This is a genomic window from Paracoccus versutus, assembly GCF_000763885.1.
Taxonomy (GTDB): domain Bacteria; phylum Pseudomonadota; class Alphaproteobacteria; order Rhodobacterales; family Rhodobacteraceae; genus Paracoccus; species Paracoccus versutus.
The window spans coordinates 27,094-49,421 of record NZ_JRKO01000032.1; the positions used below are offsets into that span (position 1 = coordinate 27,094).

22 protein-coding genes are annotated in these 22,328 nt (G+C 68.6%); 13 read left to right on the plus strand and 9 right to left on the minus strand.

The annotated features are described in order from the left end of the window. Nucleotides 1-234 precede the first annotated feature (234 nt). The 3 genes from IT40_RS15190 to tldD all read right to left on the minus strand — a co-directional run bounded on the left by IT40_RS15190 (nt 235) and on the right by tldD (nt 5,264). Nucleotides 235-2,397: an OmpA family protein gene (locus IT40_RS15190; protein ID WP_036756861.1), complete on the minus strand. Its 2,163-nt coding sequence runs from the start codon at nt 2,395-2,397 to the stop codon at nt 235-237. 108 nt (nt 2,398-2,505) lie between these two features. After that, nucleotides 2,506-3,735 carry a DNA-processing protein DprA gene (dprA, locus tag IT40_RS15195; RefSeq protein ID WP_116171025.1) on the minus strand — a complete coding sequence of 410 codons (1,230 nt, stop codon included), beginning with the start codon at nt 3,733-3,735 and terminating at the stop codon, nt 2,506-2,508. A gap of 107 nt (nt 3,736-3,842) precedes the next feature. Beyond that, nucleotides 3,843-5,264, minus strand: a complete 1,422-nt coding sequence (gene tldD, locus IT40_RS15200) for a metalloprotease TldD (protein ID WP_036756863.1) — start codon at nt 5,262-5,264, stop codon at nt 3,843-3,845. Nucleotides 5,265-5,424: 160 nt separating this feature from the next. Between tldD and coxB the strand changes: the two genes are divergently transcribed. The 10 genes from coxB (at nt 5,425) to IT40_RS15250 (ending at nt 14,324) form a co-directional block, all read left to right on the plus strand. Beyond that, a complete protein-coding gene (coxB, locus tag IT40_RS15205) occupies nt 5,425-6,321 on the plus strand; it encodes a cytochrome c oxidase subunit II (protein ID WP_036756866.1) in 897 nt (298 codons plus the stop codon). A 9-nt stretch (nt 6,322-6,330) separates the two neighbouring features. Then, on the plus strand, nt 6,331-7,248 hold the full coding sequence (gene cyoE / locus IT40_RS15210) for a heme o synthase (protein ID WP_036756869.1): 918 nt from the start codon (nt 6,331-6,333) through the stop codon (nt 7,246-7,248). After that, the gene (locus IT40_RS15215) at nt 7,248-7,505 is read left to right on the plus strand and encodes a hypothetical protein (protein WP_036756965.1); all 258 of its coding nucleotides are present in this window, start codon (nt 7,248-7,250) and stop codon (nt 7,503-7,505) included. The genes cyoE and IT40_RS15215 overlap by 1 nt, the downstream gene beginning before the upstream one ends. Then, on the plus strand, nt 7,502-8,086 hold the full coding sequence (locus IT40_RS15220; RefSeq protein WP_036756871.1) for a cytochrome c oxidase assembly protein: 585 nt from the start codon (nt 7,502-7,504) through the stop codon (nt 8,084-8,086). Before IT40_RS15215 ends, IT40_RS15220 begins: the two co-directional genes overlap by 4 nt. A 34-nt stretch (nt 8,087-8,120) precedes the next feature. Next, entirely contained in the window at nt 8,121-8,945 is an 825-nt protein-coding gene (locus IT40_RS15225) for a cytochrome c oxidase subunit 3 (RefSeq protein WP_036756872.1), read from the plus strand. A gap of 65 nt (nt 8,946-9,010) precedes the next feature. After that, nucleotides 9,011-9,682 (plus strand): SURF1 family protein, encoded by a 672-nt coding sequence (locus IT40_RS15230; protein WP_036756873.1) that lies wholly within the window; start codon nt 9,011-9,013, stop codon nt 9,680-9,682. A gap of 10 nt (nt 9,683-9,692) precedes the next feature. Continuing rightward, nucleotides 9,693-11,081, plus strand: coding sequence for a threonine synthase (thrC, locus tag IT40_RS15235; protein WP_036756878.1), 1,389 nt, complete (start codon nt 9,693-9,695; stop codon nt 11,079-11,081). Next, nucleotides 11,078-12,343, plus strand: coding sequence for a M16 family metallopeptidase (locus tag IT40_RS15240; protein ID WP_072460814.1), 1,266 nt, complete (start codon nt 11,078-11,080; stop codon nt 12,341-12,343). The genes thrC and IT40_RS15240 overlap by 4 nt, the downstream gene beginning before the upstream one ends. After that, a complete protein-coding gene (locus tag IT40_RS15245) occupies nt 12,343-12,924 on the plus strand; it encodes a GNAT family N-acetyltransferase (RefSeq protein WP_036756879.1) in 582 nt (193 codons plus the stop codon). The genes IT40_RS15240 and IT40_RS15245 overlap by 1 nt, the downstream gene beginning before the upstream one ends. Then, nucleotides 12,924-14,324 carry an FAD-binding oxidoreductase gene (locus IT40_RS15250; protein WP_036756880.1) on the plus strand — a complete coding sequence of 467 codons (1,401 nt, stop codon included), beginning with the start codon at nt 12,924-12,926 and terminating at the stop codon, nt 14,322-14,324. Before IT40_RS15245 ends, IT40_RS15250 begins: the two co-directional genes overlap by 1 nt. Here the strand turns inward: IT40_RS15250 and IT40_RS15255 are convergent. Beyond that, nucleotides 14,287-15,198, minus strand: coding sequence for a LysR family transcriptional regulator (locus IT40_RS15255; RefSeq protein WP_036756969.1), 912 nt, complete (start codon nt 15,196-15,198; stop codon nt 14,287-14,289). The genes IT40_RS15250 and IT40_RS15255 overlap by 38 nt on opposite strands. A gap of 103 nt (nt 15,199-15,301) precedes the next feature. Between IT40_RS15255 and IT40_RS15260 the strand changes: the two genes are divergently transcribed. Both IT40_RS15260 and IT40_RS15265 read left to right on the plus strand, forming a co-directional pair. Then, nucleotides 15,302-15,727, plus strand: a complete 426-nt coding sequence (locus tag IT40_RS15260) for a DoxX family protein (protein ID WP_036756881.1) — start codon at nt 15,302-15,304, stop codon at nt 15,725-15,727. A gap of 126 nt (nt 15,728-15,853) precedes the next feature. Beyond that, nucleotides 15,854-17,356, plus strand: coding sequence for an acetyl-CoA hydrolase/transferase family protein (locus IT40_RS15265; protein WP_036756882.1), 1,503 nt, complete (start codon nt 15,854-15,856; stop codon nt 17,354-17,356). 133 nt (nt 17,357-17,489) lie between these two features. On the opposite strand, the gene IT40_RS15270 is transcribed toward IT40_RS15265, so the two are convergent. From IT40_RS15270 to IT40_RS15290, 5 genes are all read right to left on the minus strand, one after another. After that, nucleotides 17,490-18,272: a MetQ/NlpA family ABC transporter substrate-binding protein gene (locus tag IT40_RS15270; RefSeq protein ID WP_036756891.1), complete on the minus strand. Its 783-nt coding sequence runs from the start codon at nt 18,270-18,272 to the stop codon at nt 17,490-17,492. A 19-nt stretch (nt 18,273-18,291) separates the two neighbouring features. Further along, nucleotides 18,292-18,966, minus strand: a complete 675-nt coding sequence (locus tag IT40_RS15275; RefSeq protein WP_036756894.1) for a methionine ABC transporter permease — start codon at nt 18,964-18,966, stop codon at nt 18,292-18,294. Continuing rightward, nucleotides 18,956-20,002: a methionine ABC transporter ATP-binding protein gene (locus IT40_RS15280; RefSeq protein ID WP_036756900.1), complete on the minus strand. Its 1,047-nt coding sequence runs from the start codon at nt 20,000-20,002 to the stop codon at nt 18,956-18,958. Before IT40_RS15280 ends, IT40_RS15275 begins: the two co-directional genes overlap by 11 nt. Before the next feature lie 132 nt (nt 20,003-20,134). Beyond that, nucleotides 20,135-20,878, minus strand: coding sequence for a triose-phosphate isomerase (gene tpiA, locus IT40_RS15285; RefSeq protein ID WP_036756903.1), 744 nt, complete (start codon nt 20,876-20,878; stop codon nt 20,135-20,137). 101 nt (nt 20,879-20,979) lie between these two features. Next, nucleotides 20,980-21,351, minus strand: a complete 372-nt coding sequence (locus tag IT40_RS15290) for a HesB/IscA family protein (protein WP_036756906.1) — start codon at nt 21,349-21,351, stop codon at nt 20,980-20,982. Nucleotides 21,352-21,547: 196 nt separating this feature from the next. Between IT40_RS15290 and rpsD the strand changes: the two genes are divergently transcribed. After that, a complete protein-coding gene (rpsD, locus tag IT40_RS15295) occupies nt 21,548-22,168 on the plus strand; it encodes a 30S ribosomal protein S4 (RefSeq protein WP_036756914.1) in 621 nt (206 codons plus the stop codon). Nucleotides 22,169-22,328 lie beyond the last annotated feature (160 nt).

A 22,328-nucleotide genomic window follows, 5' to 3' on the forward strand; every position in this document is an offset into this window, starting at 1 on the left:
CGGGACGGGCAAGCCCAGATCCCCACCCAGCGCAACCGCAAGGTCCAGCGACCGCTCGACCCGGCAGCCATCTGCCGCCAGGGTCTACGGGTCTACGGGTCTTGCCGATCCGGGGACTTCCCTTCCGATTGCCGGGTCGTGCAGACGGCAACCGCCCGCCGCGGGAACTGGTTCCGCGGCTGGCTTTCGGTCTCGCGGCTGCGGGCTTGAGTTCCCGCACCCCGCGCCCCGCAATCAGTTCTGCGCCAGCAGGTCGGTGATGCGGCGCACGGCGACGCGGCGGTTCTGCCGCTCGGGCCCGTCGGTCGGCACCAGCAGGAACTGCTCGCCATAGCCCTGCACCACCATGTTCTCGGGCGGCACCTGGAAATATTCCGCCAGCGCCAGCGCCACCGATTCCGCCCGGCGGTCGGACAGCGCCAGGTTGGCGGCATCCGAGCCGACGGCATCGGTATAGCCCTCGATCATGTAGATCTCGCGCGGGTTCTGGTCGATGCTGTCGCGGATCACCTTGCCCAGCGTCGCCAGTTGCTGCGCCTGGTCGGGGGTGATGGCCGAGGAGCCGGTGTCGAAGGTGATCTCGGGCACGTTCACCGGCGCGACCAGGGCGCGGACCTCGGGGATGTTTCGGATCTGGCCCAGGCTGAAGCGGCGGTCCACCGCCGCCTCGCGGTTCAGCGCCTCGCGCAGCGCGGCCTCGTCCAGCCGCTCGCGGTTGATGCGGACCGGCGGCGGCGCCGGCAGGGTCGAGATCTGCACCGGCTGCGCCTGGGTATCGTCGATCAGCCGGGTTTCGGTGCCATCGGCACGCAGCAGGGTGCGGCGCAGGATGTTCATGTTCGCGTCGCGGATGGTGACGACCCGGCTGCCGTCGGCACGCACCACCGTGGTCCGGGTCGAGCCGTCGTCGAAGGTTTCCGTCTGCACGTTCGAGCCCGGCCGGTACAGCAGGGTATTGTCGTCCTTGATCACCTGCTGGCTGCCGTCGGGCAGGGTGACGACCACCCGGTCGCCGGTGTTCAGCGCCACCTGGCGGTCGTTGGACAGCATCTTGCCGACCGCCAGCCCGGCCGCACCGGCAAGCAGCAGCTTGGCGATATCCTTGACCGTGTCGTCGTCATCGTCGTCCTGGCGCGCCTCCTGCGCTTGCGGATCGGCGGCGGGCTGCTGTTGCTGTTGCATGCCCTGCATGACCGAGGTGGCGAATTCCTCGGCCGAACTGCGGGCGTTTTCCTCGGTGATCTGCATCTCGTCCAGCTGGCCCTGCGCCGGTTCGGCATCGCCGGCGGCCAGGGCGGCGGCTGCCGCGGGGGCCGCTTCCTCCGCCGCGCGCTGCGCGACGGCGTTCGGCTGCGCCTGGGCCTCGGGTGCCTGCACCTCGGCGGCCTGTTCCGGCTGGCCTTGCTCGGGTTGGGGCTGCTCCGGCTGGGCTTGCCCGGTTTGGGCCTGCCCGGCCTGGCCTTGCTCGGGCGCGGTCTCTTCGGGTTGCGCGGACTGGCCGTCGGCCTGTTCCTGCAAGCGGCGCTCCAGCTCTTGTGCATCGGGGCGCGGTTCTTCGCCCGTGGCCTGTTCGCCGGGCAGAGCCTGCTCCGAGGGCTGGTCCGATTCGGGCCCGCTCTCTTGCGCCTGCTCTTGCAGGCGGCGTTCCAGCTCCTGCGCATCGGGGGTCTGGGAAGGCTGGGCCTCGTCCACCGGGGCCGGGTCGGCCTGCGGTTCCGCCTGTCCGGCCGATTGCGGGTGTTCGGCCGAGGTCTCGGCCTCGAGCGCCTTCTTCAGCGCATCGGCGTCCTGGGCCGGTTCCTCCGCCTGCCCGGCCTGGCCGGCATCCTGCGGCGTGGCCGCATCCGGCTTTTGCGCGGGGGCGGGATCGGTCGTGGTCACGGCTTCGGGGGTGTCCGGCTTGGGCGCAGGCTCGCCTTGCGGGGCCGCCTGCTCGGGTTGCGCGGCCTGGGGCTTGGCCGGCGGCTCGGCCGCCTCGACCACCGGAGGCTTGGGCTGCGGCTCCTCGGCCTGGGTCACTTCGGGCTTGGGCGCCGGGGAAGGGGCCGGCTGCTCCTGCGGTGCGGCCTCGCCCTGGGCCTGCGGCTCTGCGGCCGGTTCGGCGCCGGGCTCTGCGGCAGGTTCCGCGGGGGCTTCGGTTTCGGCGCCCTGCGCCTGCGGCTCGGCGGGGGCCTCGCCCTCGGCCTGCGGCTGTTCGGCCGGTTCCGGGGCAGGCTCTGCCGCGGGTTCGGGCGGCTCTTGCGGCTGCCCGGCCTCGGCCCCAGCTTGCTGGTCCGGCGGCAGGATGACCTGTTCGTCAGCGCCTTGGCCCTGCTGGTCCTGCGCCACCGCCAGTTGCGGGGCGATCAGGGACAGGCAGGTCACCATCGCGGTCGTGGTCTGGTAGATGCGGCGCATGTCGGTCCTCTTTTTCCGATGGTCGCTTGATCCCGGATCAACCGTCGGCCATCGGTGCAGTTCCCCAACAAGCGCGTGACCGCCGCGTGATCGGAGAGGCGAGGGGCCTCAGCCGCCGCTCAGCGCCAGCCTGCCGCCGGCCATGCGCTGCACCCGGCCCGACAGTTCCAACGCCAGGATCGCGGGGGCAAGGACCGCGGCGGGCACCCCCAGGTCGCGGATCAGCATGTTCTCTTCGGTCGGGCTGGGGCCAAGCCGCGCCAGGATCCGCCCCTCCAGGTTCACCGGGCCGCCGGCGTCGCGCGGCCGGTGCGTCACCACCGGGCGGGGGGTGTCGTGACCCAGTTCCGCAAGCCGGCGGGCGACGGCGGCCGGCTGCCTGACCCGCCCGGAGACCGGGGCGGTGGGGGCGGGGGCCTCCGCGGGCTGTTCCGCCGTGGCCGCCGGGCCGTTCGATTGCAAGGCCGCCAGCACATCGGCGGAATTGCGCACCAGCAAGGCGCCGTCGCGGATCAGCGCATTGCAGCCGGCGGCCCGCGCATCCATCGGATGGCCCGGCACCGCCATCACCTCGCGCCCCTGGTCCAGCGCGCAGCGCGCGGTGATCAGGCTGCCCGAGCGATGCGCGGCCTCGACCACGACCACGGCGCGCGACAGGCCCGAGATGATGCGGTTGCGGGCCGGGAAATGCCGCGCCACGGGTTCCGTCCCCGGCGGCTGTTCGGTGACGAGCAGGCCGGTTTCGCAGATCGCCTCGGCCAGGGCCGCGTTTTCGCTGGGATAGATCATGTCGATGCCGCCGGCCATGACCGCGATGGTGCCGCCGTGCAGCGCGGCCTCATGCGCCACGGTGTCGATGCCGCGCGCCAGCCCGGCGACGATCGCCGTGCCCGATTGCGACAGGCCCGCGGCCATGCCCCGCGCCATGCGCAGGCCCAGCGACGAGGCATTGCGCGCGCCGATCACCGCAACGGGCATGCGCTCCAGCACCGCCATGTCGCCGCGCAGCCACAGCACCGGCGGCGCCTCGGCCAGCGTGCGCAGCAGGGCGGGGTAATCCGGGTCGCCCCAGGTCACCAGCCGGGCGCCGGCGCGGCGGCCGGCCGCGATCTCGGCCTCGGCGACCGAAAGGGGGCAGGGGGTGTAATCCTGGATCCCCGCGGCCTGGGCCATCGCCGGCAGGGCGGCCAGCGCCGCCTGGGCGCTGCCATGTTCGCCGAGCAGCCGGTGGAAGGTCGCCGGCCCCACCTTGCGAGAGCGGATGAGGCGCAAGGCCGCAAGCCCCTCCCCTTTTGGGCGGGGTCCGTGGTGGGGGTCCAAGGAAAGCTGCCTTGCCATCATGTTCCATGCCTCTGCCTGATCCGCAGGCCGAAACATCGCATGGCAAAGGTTAAGAATGGGTTAGCCGGCGAAGAATTTCTTCAACCCCTTGGAATCGCGGCTGTTCAGGTCGCCGAGCCGCCGATGGTCAGCCCGCCGATGCGCAGCGTGGGCAGGCCGACGCCGACCGGAACCCATTGCCCCTGCTTGCCGCAATTGCCGATTCCCGGATCCAGCGACAGGTCGTTGCCGATGGCGCGGATCTGCCCCAGCGCGGTCGCGCCGTCGCCGATCAGGGTCGCGCCGCGGATCGGGTCGCCGACCTGGCCGTTCTTCACCCGATAGGCCTCGGTGCAGGAGAACACGAACTTGCCGTTGGTGATGTCCACCTGCCCGCCGCCGAAGCCGACCGCATAGATGCCGTCCTCGAGCCCGGCGAGGATCGAGGCCGGATCCTCGGACCCCGCCAGCATGAAGGTATTGGTCATGCGCGGCATGGGCGCATGGGCATGGCTTTGCCGGCGCCCGTTGCCGGTCGGCGCCACCCCCATCAGCCGGGCGTTCTGCCGGTCCTGCATGTAGCCAACCAAGATCCCGTCCTCGATCAGGACGTTGCGGCCGGGGGGCGTGCCCTCGTCATCGACCGAGATCGAGCCGCGCCGGTCGGGAATGGTGCCGTCGTCGACCACGGTCACGCCGGGCGCGGCGACGCGCCGGCCCATCAGTCCGGCAAAGGCGGAGTGCCCCTTGCGGTTGAAATCCCCCTCGAGCCCGTGGCCCACGGCCTCGTGCAGCAGGATGCCGGGCCAGCCCGGCCCCAGCACCACGTCCATCACGCCTGCAGGTGCGGGGACCGAGCGCAGGTTGACCAGCGCGATGCGCAGCGCCTCGCGCACCAGCCCCTGCCAATGCTCGGGCGCGACCAGGCCCGTAAGGCCGATGCGCCCGCCGCCACCGGCGGTTCCCGATTCGCGCCGCGCATTGGATTCCACGATGACCGAGACGTTCAGCCGCGCCATCGGACGGATGTCCGTGGCCAGCCCGCCCTCGGGGCGCAGGATCGCCACTTCCTGCACCGAAGTCGCGATGCTGGCCGAGACCTGGACCACCCGCGGGTCCAGTCCGCGCGCGAATGCGTCGATTTGCCGCAGAAGCGCCACACGGGCGGCAAAGGGCACCTCTTCGGCCGGGTCGATGGCGGCGTAAAGCGGGCGGATTTCGCCTTGCGGTGGCAAGGCCAGCGTGCCGCCGCCGGCGCCGACCGCCAGCCGCACCGTCTGGGCCGCCTTCTTCAGCGCGGCCTCGTCGATCTCGGTCGAATGGGCATAGCCCGTCACCTCGCCGCGCACGGCGCGCAGGCCAAAGCCCTGTTCGGCGTCATAACTGGCGGTGCGCAGCCGGCCGTCGTCAAAGACCAGCGCCTCGGAACGCGCGCGTTCCAGGAAAAGTTCGCCGTCATCCGCGCCCGCCAGGGCGTCGCGCAGGATGCGCAGCGCGCGGTCCTGATCAAGATGCGTCCGAAAGGGCGAAAACGAGGCGTCTGTCATGGAACCGGTCTTTGTCATGTCGCCCGGCCTAGGGGTTTTTTGACAAGAAGTCGATAGGTATGGCTTGCCCGCCGGGGTAAGATATGGTTCTGGTGCAGGACCGAATGCTGGGGGCTCTGGGACAGGGGTCTGCCGGTGGCATGATAGGCAACGGGATGGGATGATGGCAATTGCGACCAAGCGCCGCGGGGTGGCGGCGGTGATGAGCCTGGGAGTTGCGACGATGACGGCCGTGCCGGCCTGGGCGCAGGACGTGCTGGGCGATCTGCCGGTGATCGGCAAGCCGGTGAACGGCGGGATGAACTTCCAGCCGGCGTCGAGCCCGCTGGCGCATGACCAGCAATGGCTGGATCATTTCGTGCTCTACATCATCACGGCCGTGACGATCTTCGTCTGCCTGCTGCTGCTGATCTGCATCGTGCGCTTCAACCGCCGGGCGAATCCGGTGCCGGCGCGCTTTACCCACAACACCCCGATCGAGGTGATCTGGACCCTGGTCCCGGTGCTGATCCTGGTCGCCATCGGCGCCTTCTCGCTGCCGATCCTGTTCCGCAGCCAGGAGATGCCGAACGATCCCGACCTGGTGATCAAGGCCATCGGCCACCAGTGGTATTGGTCCTATGAATATCCCAACGACGCCATCGCCTTCGATGCGCTGATGCTGGAAAAGGAAGCCCTGGCCGACGCCGGCTATTCCGAGGACGAATACCTGCTGGCCACCGACAATGCCGTCGTGGTTCCGGTCGGCAAGAAGGTGCTGGTGCAGGTGACGGCGACCGACGTGATCCACGCCTGGACCGTGCCCGCCTTTGCCGTCAAGCAGGACGCCGTGCCGGGCCGCATCGCGCAGCTGTGGTTCTCGGTCGACCAGGAAGGCGTCTATTTCGGCCAGTGTTCCGAGCTTTGCGGCATCAACCACGCCTATATGCCCATCGTCGTCAAGGCGGTCAGCCAGGAGAAATACGACGCCTGGCTTGCCGGCGCGAAAGAGGAATTCGCCGCCGACGCCTCGGACTACCTGCCCGCCAGCCCCATCAAGCTGGCCTCGGCAGAGTAAGGTCGGGCCGTGGCCGATATCAACGCATACGAGGGGCCCGCCGAGGCGGGCTTCGGCGACTATGTCGCGCTGCTGAAGCCGCGCGTCATGTCGCTGGTGGTGTTCACGGCCTTCGTCGGCCTGTGGATCGCGCCGCAGCCGGTCAACCCCTTCGTCGCCTTCTGCGCGGTGCTGTTCATCGCGCTGGGAGGCGGCGCCTCGGGCGCCCTCAACATGTGGTATGACGCCGACATCGACGCGGTGATGCGCCGCACGGCGGGCCGTCCGGTGCCCTCGGGCCGCGTGACCTCGGGCGAGGCGCTGGCGGTCGGCATCGCGCTGTCGGGCCTGTCGGTGATGATGCTGGGGCTGGCGGCGAACTGGTTCGCGGCCGGGTTCCTGGCCTTCACCATCTTCTTCTATGCCGTGGTCTACACGATCTGGCTGAAGCGCTCGACGCCGCAGAACATCGTCATCGGCGGCGCGGCGGGGGCGTTTCCGCCGATGATCGGCTGGGCCTGCGCCACCGGCGGCATCGGCATCGAGTCGCTCTTGATGTTCGCGCTGATCTTCTTCTGGACGCCGCCGCATTTCTGGGCGCTGGCGCTGTTCATGAAGGACGACTATTCCAAGGCCGGCGTGCCCATGCTGACCGTGACGCATGGCCGCAGGGTGACGCGCTGCCACATCTTCGCCTATACGCTGGTGCTGGCGCCCTTTGCGATCTGGCTGGGCTTCACCTCGGTCGGCGGGCCGCTCTACCTGGCGGTCTCGGCTGTGCTGAACGTGCTGTTCATCGCCGGTGGCTGGCAGATCCTGCGCCGCGACGAGGACCAGGCCCAGGCCGACGGCTACCGGGTCGAGAAGCGCTATTTCCGCCTGTCGCTTTACTACACCTTCCTGCATTTCCTGGCGCTTCTGGTCCAGCATTGGATCGGGGGGTGGTGATGCTGCCCCAGGTCGAACACGAGCTGCACAAGCGCCGCCGCAGCCGCAACATCGGGCTGCTGGTCGTGCTGCTGGCCTTCGTTGCGCTGGTCTTCGGGCTCTCGGTGGTCAAGATCACCCAGGGCGACATGATGCAGGGCTATGACCACCGGCCGCGCGCCTCGATGCTGCCGCAGGATCCCGATCCGCCGGCGGCCAATGCCGCGCCGGTCGCGGCGCCGGGCACGCCGGCGGCCAACCAGGAGGCAGGCGAATGAGCGGGCAACCGAGGTCGAACGGCCGCACCGTGGCCATGCTGGCCGGCGTCGTCGTGCTGATGGGCGCGCTTTCCTGGGCGGCGGTGCCGTTCTATTCCTGGTTCTGCAAGGTGACGGGCTTTGCCGGCACGACCAACGTGGCCGAGGCCGCCTCGGATACCGTGCTGGAGGAAAAGATCCGCGTGCGCTTCGACGCCAATGCCGACAGCAACCTCGGCTGGACCTTCCGCCCCATGCAGCGCGAGATGGAGCTGAAGATCGGCGAGAACGCCATCGCCTTCTACGAGGCGATCAACAATACCGACCAGCTCGTCACCGGCACCGCCAGCTATAACGTGGCGCCCGATGCGGCCGGCTATTTCTTCAACAAGATCGAGTGCTTCTGCTTTACCGAGCAGACGCTGGCACCGGGCGAGCGGGTTGAGATGCCGGTCAGCTTCTTCGTCGATGCCGATCTGGTGAACGACCGCGACGCGGGCCGCATCCGCGACATCACCCTGTCCTATACCTTCCACCGGACCGATCCTCCCGCGCCCAAGCAGGCGGCGCTGGACGCGAAAACGGAACCGACCGTAAACTGAGCAACAAGAACCAGCAACAGCCGGGAACGCAGCCATGGCCCATGTAAAGAACCACGATTATCAGATCCTGCCGCCATCGATCTGGCCCTTCCTCGGCGCGATCGGCGCCTTCGTGATGCTGACTGGCGCGGTCGCCTGGATGAAGGGAATCACGGTCTTCGGGCTGCCGGTCGAGGGGCCGTGGATGTTCCTGATCGGCCTGGCCGCGGTTCTCTACACCATGTTCGGCTGGTGGGTCGATGTCGTGAACGAGGGCGAGTCGGGCGAACATACCCCGGTGGTGCGGATCGGCCTGCAATACGGCTTCATCCTGTTCATCATGTCCGAGGTGATGTTCTTCGTCGCCTGGTTCTGGGCCTTCATCAAGAACGCCATGTATCCGATGGGGCCGGACAGCCCGATCAAGGACGGCGTCTGGCCGCCGGAAGGCATCGTGACCTTCGACCCCTGGCACCTGCCGCTGATCAACACGCTGATCCTGCTGCTGTCGGGCGTCGCCGTGACCTGGGCCCACCACGCCTTCGTGCATGAGGGCGACCGCAAGACGACGATCAACGGGCTGATCGTCGCCGTGATCCTGGGCGTCTGCTTCACCGCGCTGCAGGCCTATGAATACAGCCACGCCGCCTTCGGCATGGCCGACACGGTCTATGCCGGCACCTTCTTCATGGCCACGGGCTTTCACGGCTTCCACGTCATCATCGGCACGATCTTCCTGTTCGTCTGCCTGATCCGCCTGATCAAGGGCCAGATGACCCAGCAGCAGCATGTCGGCTTCGAGGCCGCCGCCTGGTACTGGCACTTCGTCGATGTGGTCTGGCTGTTCCTCTTTGTCGTGATCTATATCTGGGGCCGCTGATCCCGACAGACATTTCCACGGCGCGGGGCAGATGTTCCCGCGCCGTTTGCTTTGGAGGCCCGCCCATGCGCCGTTACCTGTTCCCGCTGATCGTCGGCGTGCTGGGCTGCGCCATCCTGATCTCGCTGGGCGTCTGGCAACTTCAGCGGCTGGACTGGAAAGAGGGGATGATCGCGCAGATCCAGCAAAGGATCGAGGGCGCGCCCGTGGCCCTGCCGGCCGCGGTGGACCCGTCGATGAAATACATGCCGGTGCTGGTCTCGGGCCAGACCACGGGCGAGGAAATCAACGTGCTGTCCGGCACGCGCGAGCTGGGCGGGGGCTACCAGGTGGTCTCGGCCTTCCTGACCGACGACGGGCGCCGGATCCTGCTGGACCGCGGCTTTGTCGACCAGGACCACAAGCGCGACCCGCGCCCGCCGGTGCGGCTGGAGGTCGCGGGCAACCTGCATTGGCCCGACGAGAAGGGCAGCGCCACGCCCGAGCCCAACCTGGCCGAGAACGTCTGGTTCGCCCGCGACGTGCCCGCCATGGCCGCGCAGCTGGGGACCGAGCCGATCCTGGTCGTCGCGGCCGAGGTTCGCGGCGACGCCCAGGGCGTGCAGCCGATCCCGGTCGCGGTCGAGGGCATTCCGAACAACCACCTGAGCTATGCCGTGCAATGGTTCATGATCGCTGCGGTTTGGGCAGGGATGACAGTGGCGCTGATCTGGCGTATCAGGCAGCGGCAATACTAGGGGAGACGCGATGCGTTACGTTTCGACTCGGGGGCGGGCTCCGGTCCTGGACTTCGAACAGGCGATGATGACCGGGCTGGCGCGCGATGGCGGGCTCTACCTGCCCGAGGCGATCCCGATGTTCTCGGCCGACGAGATCGCCCGCTTCGAGGGCCTGCCCTATGAAGAGGTCGCGCGCCGCGTCATCAGCCCCTTCGTCGGCGAAAGCTTCAGCGATGCCGAGCTGCGCGGCGCCATCGCCCGCGCCTATCAGGGCTTCGACCATATCGCCCGCGCGCCTCTGGTCCAGCTTGCGCCGGGCCATCACCTGCTGGAGCTGTTCCACGGGCCCACGCTGGCCTTCAAGGACTTCGCCATGCAGCTGATCGGCCATCTGTTCCAGCTGGCGCTGGCGCGTTCGGGCAACCGGGTCACGATCCTGGGCGCGACCTCGGGCGATACCGGCTCGGCCGCGATCGAGGCGTTCCGGGGCCTGTCGAACGTCGATGTGTTCATCATGTATCCGCATGGCCGCGTCAGCGAGGTGCAGCGCCGGCAGATGTCGACGCCCGCCGACGCCAATGTCCATGCGCTGGCGGTGGACGGCACCTTCGACGATTGCCAGGCGCGGCTGAAGGATCTGTTCAACGACCACGATTTCCGCGACGCGGTCGGGCTTGCCGGCGTCAACTCGATCAACTGGGCGCGGGTGCTGGCGCAGATCGTCTATTACTTCACCGCCGCCGTCAGCCTGGGCGCGCCGCGGCGCGAGGTGGATTTCACCGTGCCGACCGGCAATTTCGGCGACGTCTTCGCCGGCTCCATCGCCAAGGCCATGGGCCTGCCCATCGGCCGGCTGGTGGTGGCCACCAACCAGAACGACATCCTGCACCGGGCGCTGACCGGCGGCGAATACCGGGTGGGCACGGTCGAGCCCTCGATCAGCCCGTCGATGGACATCCAGGTCAGCTCGAACTTCGAGCGGGCGCTGTGGCTGGCCTATGACCATGACGGCAATGCGGTGTCGCGGCTGATGGACGAGCTGAAATCCGGCGGCTTCGCCATCAGCCAAGGCGCATTGCAGGCGCTGCGCGAGACCTATGTCTCGGGCCGCGCCTCGGAGGCGGAGACGACGGCGATGATCGCCACCATCCGCGCCGAGACCGGCGAGGTGATCTGCCCGCATACCGCCGTCGCCGTGAAGGTGGCGCGCGAGCATCTGCGGCCGGGCGTGCCGATGATCTCGCTCTCGACCGCGCATCCGGCGAAATTCCCCGACGCGGTCGAGGCCGCGACCGCCATCCGCCCGCCCCTGCCACCGCATATGGCGGACCTGTTCGAGCGCGACGAGCGCATCACCCGCATTGAAAACGACGCCGAGGCCATTAAATCGCTGATCCTTGAACGGAGAACAGTGTGAGCCAGATCCGCAACAGCATCCTTCCCAACGGGCTGCGCGTCGTCAGCCGCGACATGCCCGGCCTGCATTCCGCCGCCATCGGCATCTGGGTCAATGCCGGCTGCCGCGACGAGCGCGCCGAGCAGAACGGCATCGCCCATTTCCTGGAACACATGGCCTTCAAGGGCACCGCCCGGCGCAGCGCGCTGGAGATCGTCGAGTCGATCGAGAATGTCGGCGGCTATATCAACGCCTATACCTCGCGCGACGTGACCTCGTATTATGCGCGGGTGCTGGCGGGGGATGTGGAGCTGGCGCTGGACGTGATCTCGGACATCGTGATGAATCCGGTCTTCGACCAGCGCGAGATCGAGGTCGAGCGCGGCGTGATCCTGCAAGAGATCGGCCAGGCGCTGGACACGCCCGACGACGTGATCTTCGACTGGCTGCAAGAGGCGGCCTATCCCGATCAGCCCATGGGCCGCACCATCCTGGGCCCGGCCGAGCGGGTCAGCCGCTTCGACCGCGCCGACCTGTCGGGCTTCATTACCGAGCATTACGGCCCCGAGCGCATGATCGTCGCCGCCGCCGGTGCCGTCGATCACGACCGCATCCTGCGCCAGGTCGAGGCGATCTTCGGCGGCCTGCCGGCGCGCGCCCTGACCACGCGCGAGCCCGCCCGCTGGCAGGGCGCCGAGGCGCGCCGCGTCAAGGGGCTGGAGCAGGCGCATTTCGCGCTGGCCTTCGAGGGGCCAGGCTACCAGGCGCCCGATTTCTATGCCGCGCAGATCTGGACCTCGGCGCTGGGGGGCGGCATGTCCTCGCGCCTGTTCCAGAAGCTGCGCGAGGAAAAGGGCCTGTGCTATTCGATCTTCGCGCAGTCCGGTTTCCACGACGATACCGGCATGGTGACGATCTATGCCGGCACCTCGGGCGAGCAGATCGCCGACCTGGCCAACCTGACCGTGGACGAGCTGAAGCGCTCGGCCGAGGACATGACCGAGGCCGAGGTGGCTCGCGCGCGCGCCCAGCTCAAGGCCGGGCTGCTGATGGGACTGGAAAGCCCGACCGGCCAGGCGGAGCGCATGGCGCGGTCGCTGGCGATCTGGGGCCGGGTGCCCGACCCGGCCGAGGTGGCGGAACGCATTGACGCCGTGACCGTGGCCGACATCCGCGCCCATGCCGAGCATCTGATCGCCCATGCCCGCCCGGCGCTGGCGCTTTACGGGCCGGTCGCCGGCGCGCCTTCGCGCGAGGTGCTGGCTGAAAGGCTTGCCGCCTGATGTTCTCGCGCCGCCGTCCGCCGCGCCTGGAAACCGAGCGGATGGTGCTGCGCCTGCCGGCGCATGCGGATTTCGCCCTCTGGGCGGGGCTGCGGGCCGAAAGCCGCGCCTTCCTGACCCCTTGGGAGCCGGTCTGGGCGCCCGATCACCTGACCAAGCGCGGCTTTACCAACCGGGTCTATTGGGCGCAGCGTGCCAGCCGCAACGGCACGGCGCTGCCGCTGTTCCTGATCCGGCGCGACGGCGCGCTGCTGGGCGCGATCACGCTGGACAACATCCGCCGCGGCCCGGCGCAATCGGCGACCATCGGTTATTGGATCGGCCAGCCCTTTGCCCGGCAGGGCTATATGCGCGAGGCCATCGGCGCGCTGGTGCAGCACGCCTTCGGCGAAATGGACCTGAGCCGGATCGAGGCCGCCTGCCTGCCCGAGAACACCCCTTCGCGCGGTGTGCTTGAGCGTTCCGGCTTCAAATACGAGGGCGTGGCGCAAAGCTATCTGCAGATCAACGGGCGCTGGCGCAACCATGTGCTTTACGCCAACCTGCGCCACGACCGGCGCGGCAAGACCGAGGTGCGCTGATGCTGAACCAGGTCGATGACGCCCTGGCCGCGATGCTGCCCGCAGGCGTGTTGCGCGAGGTGACACCCGCCTACCTGGAAGAGCCGCGCGGCCGCTACCTGGGCCGGGCCGGGCTGGTTGCCGCCCCGCGCAGCACGGATGAGGTCGCCGCCGTGGTCCGCGCCTGCGCCGCGGCGCGTGTGGGCATCGTGCCCCGCGGTGGCGGCACCGGCCTGGTCGCGGGCCAGGTCATGCCCGACGGCCCGGCGCCGCTGATCCTGTCGCTGGAACGGATGACGGCGCTGCGCGGCATCTGGCCCGAAGAGAACGTGCTGGTGGCCGAGGCCGGCATGACCCTGCAAGCCGTGCGCGACGCGGCCGAAACCGCCGGCCGGCTGTTCCCGCTGTCGCTGGCCAGCCAGGGCACCGCCGCCATCGGCGGCTGCCTTGCGACCAATGCCGGCGGCGTCACCGCGCTGCGCTATGGCACGGCGCGGGCGCTCTGCCTGGGGATCGAGGCGGTGCTGCCCGACGGCTCCGTGGTTCACGACCTCAAGCGGCTGCGCAAGGACAATACCGGCTATGACCTGCGCGACCTCTTGATCGGGGCCGAGGGCAGCCTGGGAATCATCACCGCCGCCAGCCTGAAGCTGGTGGTGCCGCCGCCGAACATCGGCACCGCCATGCTGCAGGTGCCCGGCCCCGAGGCGGCGCTGACGCTGCTGTCTCTGGCCGAGGGGCGCATGGCCGGCGGCGTCACCGCCTTCGAGCTGATCGGCGGGCAGGGGCTGGCCTTCCTGGCCGAGGTTCTGCCCGAGATCCGCCAGCCCTTGCCCGGCGCCGAATGGTCGGTGCTGGTCGAGGTCGGCCTGCCCGAGGGGCTGCCCCCCGAGGCGGCGCTGGAGGGGCTGCTGGTGGACGCGATGGAGCGCGGCCTCGTCACCGACGGGGTGATCGCGCAATCGGGTGCGCAGGCGGCGGGCTTCTGGCACCTGCGCGAACATATCCCCGAAGCGAACCGCCGCATCGGCGCCGTTGCCAGCCACGACATCAGCCTGCCCCTGTCCGAGATCGCTGGCTTCATCCGCGACGCCGGCGAGCGGCTGGCGGGCGAGGGGTTGCGGATCAACTGTTTCGGCCATCTGGGCGACGGCAACCTGCATTACAACCTGTTCCCGGCGCCAGGTCGCAGCCGTGCCGAATACGACGACCGGCGCAAGGCGCTGTCCGAGCTGGTGCATGGCATGGTGGTTGCGCGCGGAGGCTCGTTCTCGGCCGAGCATGGCGTCGGGCGGCTGAAGGTCGGCGACCTGGAGCGCTGGGGCGATCCGGCGCGGCTCAAGGCGATGCGGGCGATCAAGGCGGCGCTCGATCCGCTGGGGATCATGAATCCGGGCGCGGTTCTTTCAGCAGCGGGCTGAGCGCCATGCGCAGGTGGTCCAGATAGGCCGTCAGCCGCGGCGGCATGAAGGGCTGCGGCAGATACAGCGCCTGGATGTCCAGCTGCGGCCGCAGGAAATCGGGCAGCAGCCGTTCCAGCCGGCCCTCGGCCAGGTCGCGGGCGACGACGAAGCTGGGGATCATCGCGATTCCCTCGCCCTCCAGCACCAGGTGCCGCACCGCCTGGGCGCTGTTCACGGTGATGCGGCCGGGCAGGGGGACGCTGACCGCCTTGCCATCCACCAGGAAGACGGCGCGTCCGGGGTTCTGGGCATTGCTGTCGCGGATATTCGCATGGTCGCGCAGATCCTCGGGCCGGGTGGGGCGGGGATGCGCGGCCAGATAGGCGGGGCTGGCGACGGCCCAGGCCTCGGTCTGGCCGATGCGGCGGGCGATCAGGCTGGAATCGGGCAGCTGGCCGATGCGCAGCGCCAGGTCGAAGCCCTCGGCCGCCAGGTCGACATAGCGGTCCGACAGGTTCAGGTCGATCTCGACCCCCGGATGCGCGCGGGTGAAATCGCGGGTCAGGGTGGTCGCGAACATCTCGCCGAAGGTCACGGGCGCGGTCACGCGCAGCCGGCCGGCCAGCGCGCCTTCCTCGGCATGGGCCTGGGCGTCCAGTTCCTCGACCGCGGCCAGCACGCGGCGCGCGGCGGCCAGGTAACGCTCGCCCGAGGGGGTCAGCGACAGGGCGCGGGTGGTGCGGTTCAGAAGCGTGACCCCCTGCTGCCCCTCCAGCGCGGCGACATATTTGCTGACCAGCTTGTTCGAGATCCCCAGCCGCTCGCCCGCCCGCGTGAACGAGCCGGCATCGACCACGGCGACAAAGGCGCGGATGCCGTCGATCCTGTCCATCGCAATCTCCATGGCGGCGATAATATTTCCATGAATATGGCCGTTTTCGCGACAATCGCCAAGGGCTATCTGAGGGCCAGCGAACAGTTCAAGGAAACGCATCATGACCGACCTTAGCCATGGCGGCACGACCGCCGCCACGCGCAATGCCGACATTGCCGCCTTCATCCTGCGGGTCTCGACCGGCCTGTGGTTCCTGGTCCACGGGCTGACGAAGCTGCTGGTCTTCACGCCCGCCGGCACCGCCGGCTATTTCCAGTCCATCGGCCTGCCGGGCGCGCTCGGCTACCTGACCATGCTGGCCGAGATCCTGGGCGGGCTGGTGCTGGTCGCCGGCCTGTTCACCCGCCAGGTCGCGCTGGTCCTGGCCGCCGTCCTGCTGGGCGCGGCCTGGTTCGGCCATGGCGGCAACGGCTTTGCCTTCGGCAATCCCGGCGGCGGCTGGGAATATCCGGTGCTTTGGGCCGTCACCATGGTCGCGCTGGCGCTGCTGGGCGACGGGGCTTGGTCGCTGGGCAAGCGCCGCTGATCCGGGCGCGAAACGATCTTGCGGCGGCCGGCCTTCGGGCCGGCCTTTCCTTGCGCGCATGGCTGGGTTGATTTGTCAGTCCTGCGCGATGGCTCTAATCATCGCCCGAGTTCCAGGGAGGCCGCCATGACCGAGGATTACCTTCACCGCATCCGCCACAAGGCCCTGCGCCAGCGCGTGGTCGGCGCCGACCAGGCCGCCAGCCTGATCCGCGACGGCATGGTGCTGGGCATGTCGGGCTTTACCCGTGCCGGCGAGGCCAAGGCCGTGCCCCTGGCGCTGGCCGAGCGCGCCCGGCGCGAGCCGCTGAAGGTGACGCTGATGACCGGGGCGTCGCTTGGCAACGACCTCGACAAGACCCTGGCCGAGGCGCATGTGCTGTCGCGCCGCATCCCCTTCATGTCCGACCCGGCCCTGCGGCGGGCGATCAATGCGGGCGAGGTGATGTATATCGACCAGCACCTGTCCGAGACGGTCGAGCAGCTGCGCACCGGACAACTGCCGCCGGTGGACATCGCCATCGTCGAGGCGGTGGCGATCACCGAGACCGGCGGCATCGTCCCCACCACCTCGGTCGGCAATTCGGCCAGCTTCGCGCTGCTGGCCGAGAAGGTGATCGTCGAGATCAACCTGAGCCAGCCCGAGGCGCTGGAGGGGCTGCACGACATCTATATCCCGACCTATCGCCCGACGCGCACGCCGATCCCGGTGGTGACGCCGGAAAGCCGGGTCGGCTTCCCCTTCATCCCGGTCCCGCCCGAGCGTATCGCGGCCATCGTGATCTCGACCAAGCTGGACAGTTCCTCGACCATCCACGACCCGGACGCCGAGACCCGCGCCATCGCCAGCCACCTGACCGAGTTCCTCAAGCACGAGGTGGCGCGTTCCCGCCTGCCCAGCCACCTGCATCCCCTGCAGGCCGGCATTGGCACCATCGCCAATGCGGTGCTGCACGGCTTCATCGACAGCCCGTTCCACGACCTGACCATGTATTCGGAAGTGCTGCAGGATTCGACCTTCGATCTGATGGATGCGGGCAAGATGGTCTTTGCCTCGGGCTCCTCGATCACGCTTTCGGCGGCGAAATACCGCGACGTGATGGCGCGGTTCCACGAGTTCAAGCCCCGGCTGGTGCTGCGCCCGCAGGAGATCTCGAACCACCCCGAGGTGGTGCGGCGGCTGGGGCTGATCTGCATCAACACGGCGCTGGAATTCGATCTTTACGGCAACGTCAACTCGACCCATGTCATGGGCACGCAGATGATGAACGGCATCGGCGGCTCGGGCGATTTCGCGAGGAATGCCTATCTGTCGGTCTTCGTCACCAAGTCCATGGCCAAGGGCGGGGCGGTGTCGTCGGTGGTGCCGATGGTCAGCCATGTCGACCATAGCGAGCATGACGTGGACATCCTGGTGACCGAGCAGGGGCTGGCGGACCTGCGGGGGCTGGCGCCGCGCGAGCGGGCGCGGGTGGTCCTGAAGAATTGCGTGGCGCCGGAATGGCGCGACGGGCTGGAGGATTACCATGCCCGCGCGCTGGCGCGGGGCGGGCATACGCCGCATCTGGTCGAGGAGGCGCTGAGCTGGCACGACCGGCTGCGCCGGACCGGCAGCATGAGGCCGGAATGAGGCAAACGCGCCCGGCCGATCCTGCGCGGGCGCGTTGCGTGTCAGGCGGTGGCGGGGGCTCTGCCCCCCGCCGATCCGACCCCTCGACGGGGTCGGATCGGCGTCCCCCGGGGTATTTTCACAACAAAGAAGATCACCAGGCCGGGATGACGGCGCCCTGGTATTTCTCTTCGATGAACTGCTTCACCGCCGGGTCGTGATAGGCCTCGACCAGTTGCTTGGCCCAGGGTGCGTCCTCGTTCCCCTTGCGCACGACGATGATGTTGGCATAGGGGCTGTCGGGTTTTTCCATGGCGATGGCGTCCTCGTTCGGGTTCAGCCCGGCATCCAGCGCATAGTTGGTGTTGATGATGGCGATGTCGGCATCGGCCAGCGCGCGCGGCAGCTGGGCGGCGTCGAGTTCCAGGAACTTCAGGTTCTTGGGGTTCCCGGTCACGTCGAGCGGCGAGGGGGTGAGGCCGGTGTTCTCGGCCAGGGTGATCGCGCCCTTGTCCTGCAGCAGCAGCAGCGCGCGGCCGCCGTTGGTGGGGTCGTTCGGGATCGCGACCTTGGCGCCCTCGGGCAGTTCGTCCAGCGATTTCAGCTTGTCGGAATAGACCCCCATCGGCGTGGTGATGGTCTTGGCGATGCTGACCAGATCGAAGCCGCGGTCCTTGATCTGGTTGTCCAGATAGGGCTGGTGCTGGAAGCTGTTGGCTTGCAGGTCGCCATCGGCCAGCGCCTGGTTCGGCACCACGTAATCGGTGAATTCGACGATGTCGATGGTCAGGCCCTTGTCCTTGGCGACCTTGGCGACCTCTTCCATGATCTCGCCATGCTCGCCCGGCGAGACGCCGACCTTGATTTCCTCGGCCGCGGCCAGGGTCGCGGAGAGGGCGAGCGCCGAGGTCAGGGCGGCAAGGCTGAATTTGCGCATGGGTCTTGGTCCTTTCAGGTTATCGGCCCCGGTTGCGGGGCGCGCGCTTGTCGAAACGGGCGGCGATCCATTCGCCGGCCGATTGCACCAGTTGCACCAGCACGATCAGGATCACCACGACGGCCAGCATCACCTCGGGCATGAAGCGCTGGTAGCCGTAGCGGATGCCGAGATCGCCCAGGCCGCCGCCGCCGACGGTTCCGGCCATTGCGGAATAGCCGATCAGGCTGACCACGGCCAGCGTCAGGCCCAGGATGATGCCGGGCATCGCCTCGGGGATCAGCACCTTCCTGACAATCTGCATGGGCGTGGCGCCCATGGCGCGGGCGGCCTCGATCAGGCCGGAATCGACCTCGCGGATCGCGGTCTCGATCAGCCGGGCGATGAAGGGGGCGGCGGCCAGCGTCAGCGACACGATGGCCGCATTGGTGCCAATGGAAGTGCCGACCAGCTTTCTGGTGAACGGCATGATCGCGATGATCAGGATGATATAGGGCAGCGAGCGGGTGGCGTTCACGATCAGCCCCAACGCTGTGTTGAGGGCAGGTGCCGAGAAAAGCTCTCCGCGCCGTGATGTTGCCAGAAACACGCCAAGTGGGAGGCCGATCAGCGTGGCCAGCACCGCTGACATAAACACCATGTAAAGCGTCAACAGCGTCGCCTGCCACAGGATCGGGATCAGGTTAGCCGACATAGCCAAGCACCTCGGTCAGAAGCCCGTGTTCCTCGAGGAAGCGGCGCGATTCCTCGAGCCGCGGGGCGGGCAGGGCGACGATCAGGCTGCCGAAGGGCCTGGTGCCGATCTCTTCGATGGCGCCGGCCAGGATGTTCACGCTGATCCCGCGTTCCGAGGTCAGACGCGCCAGCATCGGGTCGGTGGCATGGCTGCCGATGAAGGTGATCTGCACCACCGCCTCGGCCTCGGGGGCCTGGGGCGCGTCCCGCATCTGGCCGGCGACGAATTGCGGCACGGCGACGCCGGTCACGCCGGTCAGGAACGAGCGCGTGGTGGGATGGGCGGGTTTCGAGAAGACCGCGTAGGTCTCGCCCGCCTCGACGATGCGGCCGCCCTCGATCACCGCCACGTGGCTGCAGATGTCGCGCACCACCGCCATTTCATGGGTGATGAGCAGGATGGTCAGGCCCAGGTCGCGGTTGATGGCCTGCAGCAGGTCCAGCACCTGCCGCGTGGTGTCGGGGTCGAGCGCCGAGGTCGCCTCGTCCGACAGAAGCACGCGCGGCCCGGTCGCCAGCGCGCGGGCGATGCCGACGCGCTGCTTCTGTCCGCCGGACAGCTCGGCGGGGTAGCGGCCGGCCTGCGCGGTCAGGCCGACGCGCTCGATCAGCTCGGTGACGCGGGGGGCGATCCTGGCGCGCTCCTCGCCGGCGATCTCCAGCGGCAGGGCGATGTTCTCGGCCACGGTGCGGCTGGCCAGCAGGTTGAAATGCTGGAAGATCATGCCGACCTCGCGCCGGATCCGGCGCAGGCTGGCATCCGAGGCGGCGCCCACGTCGCGCTCGTTCACGATCACCTTGCCGGCGCTGGGGCGTTCCAGCCCGTTCACCATGCGCAACAGCGTCGACTTGCCGGCGCCGGACCGGCCGATGATGCCGGTGATCGCGCCCTGCGGCACGTCCAGCCAGATGTCGTGCAGCGCCACCACGTCGCTGCCGCCCTTCTGCGGATAGCGGCGCGTCACGCCCTGGAATGAGATTGCCGGCCCTGTCATCGCCCCTGCCTTGAATGTCAGGCGAGACCTATGCCCGCCGGGCCGGGCTTGGCAAGGGGCAGGTGCCCGGCAAAAGGGCAATGCCATTCCAAACCGGAGGGTTCGGATGGAATGGCGTTCCTTTCGCCGGCGTTACGCTGCGGAAAGCGCGGCGATGATCGGGCCGAAATCCTCGGCCTTGAGGCTGGCGCCGCCGACCAGCGCCCCGTTCACATGCGGGATGGCAAAGATCTCGGCCGCATTGCCGGGCTTGACCGAGCCGCCATAGAGCAGGGCGAAGTCGGCGCCGTCGGCGAAGCGCGCGGCCAGGCGGTCGCGCATCAGGGCGTGGACCTCGGCGATCTGGTCGTTCGTGGGGGTGCGGCCGGTGCCGATGGCCCAGACCGGCTCATAGGCGATCACCGTGTTCGCGGCCGTCGCGCCATCGGGGACGGAACCGGCAAGCTGGGCCGAGATCACGTCGAGCGTCTGGCCGGCGTCGCGCTGCGCCTCGGTCTCGCCGACGCAGATCACCGCGACCAGGCCCGCCTGATGCGCGGCGACGGCCTTGGCGGCGACCTGGGCGTCGGTTTCGGCATGGTCGGTGCGGCGCTCGGAATGGCCGAGGATCACATGGCTCGCGCCCGCGTCCTTCAGCTGCGCGGCGGCGATGTCGCCGGTATGGGCGCCCGAGGTCCTGGCGTGGCAATCCTGGCCGCCGGTGGCGATGCGGCCCTGCGCGCGGGCGGCCATGGCATGGACCAGGGTGGCGGGGGGGCAGATCAGCACATCGCAGCCCGGTGCCGGATGATCGGCCAGCAGCCGGTCGATCTCGGCCAGCGAGGCCAGGGTTCCGTTCATCTTCCAGTTGCCGGCGGCGAGTTTGCGCGGGGCCATCTGCCTCTCTCCCTTTTCATGGACTGACAGGGGATTAGGCCGGGGATTTCGCGCGATCAAGACGGCTGGGCGATGTGGGCGCTAACTTGCGGCAAAAAGGCTCAGGCTTTGGCGGCCGAACCCTCCAGCGGGGTGAAGCTGACCGATTCGCCGCAGCCGCAGCTGTCGGTGACATTCGGGTTGCGGAACTTGAAGCCGGATTCCAGCAGGCCGGATTCATAGTCGATCTCGGTCCCGAACAGGAACATCTGCGCGGTAGGGGCGATCAGCACCCGCGCCGCGCCCTGCTCGACCACCTCGTCGCCGGGGGCGGCGGTCTCGGCCAGTTCCATGGTGTATTCCATGCCGGCGCAGCCCCCCTTCTTCAGGCCGATGCGCAGCCCGCTGGCGGATTTCTGGGCCATCAGCCGGGCGATCTGCCGCTCGGCCGCCTGGGTGATGGTCACGGGGGATTTGCCGGGGATCGAAAACATCTCGGGCCCTTTTCTGTTCGCTGTCTCTCATTTAGGAGCATCGGGGCTGCCGCTCAAGGGGTGCTTGACTCCGGGCACGGGGCGGCTATAAGCGCCGCTTCATTGGTGTTGGTGGACCCCGCAAGGGGAATCCTGTCGGGCAATATGCCAAAGGACAACGCCCTTCGAGAACATAACATAAAGAAGGAGATCAGCGATGACCAAACGCACCGCTGCCAAGTACAAGATCGACCGCCGCATGGGCGAGAACATCTGGGGCCGCGCCAAGTCGCCGCTCAACCGCCGCGAATACGGCCCCGGCCAGCACGGCCAGCGCCGCAAGGGCAAGCTGTCGGACTTCGGCACCCAGCTGCGCGCCAAGCAGAAGCTCAAGGGCTATTACGGCGACCTGACCGAAAAGCAGTTCCGCCGCATCTACGCCGAGGCCGAGCGCGTCAAGGGCGACACCGGCGAGAACCTGATCGGCCTCTTGGAGCGCCGCCTGGACGCGGTGGTCTATCGCGCGAAATTCGTGCCGACCATCTTCGCCGCCCGCCAGTTCGTGAACCATGGCCATGTCGAGGTGAACGGCAAGCGCGTGAACATCGCCTCGTATCGCGTCAAGGAAGGCGACGTGATCTCGATCCGCGAGCGGTCGCGCCAGCTGGCCATCGTGTTGGAGTCGGTCGGCCTGGCCGAGCGTGACGTGCCGGACTACCTAGAAGTGGACCACAACAAGATGACCGCGAGCTTCGTGCGCACCCCGGCCCTGGGCGACGTGCCCTATGCCGTGCAGATGGAGCCGAACCTGGTCGTCGAATTCTACGCGAAGAACTGATCCCTTCAGGATCGCAGGAATGCCGGGCCGTCCCTTCGGGGGCGGCCTTCGCTTTTCCGGCGCCGTCGCAGGGAGTATTTGAGGAACGAAGAAGCCTGGGGGCCTGCCGGTGTGGCCGGCAGAATATTTGGCAAACGGTGCAGCGCCGCGCCGTTCACAA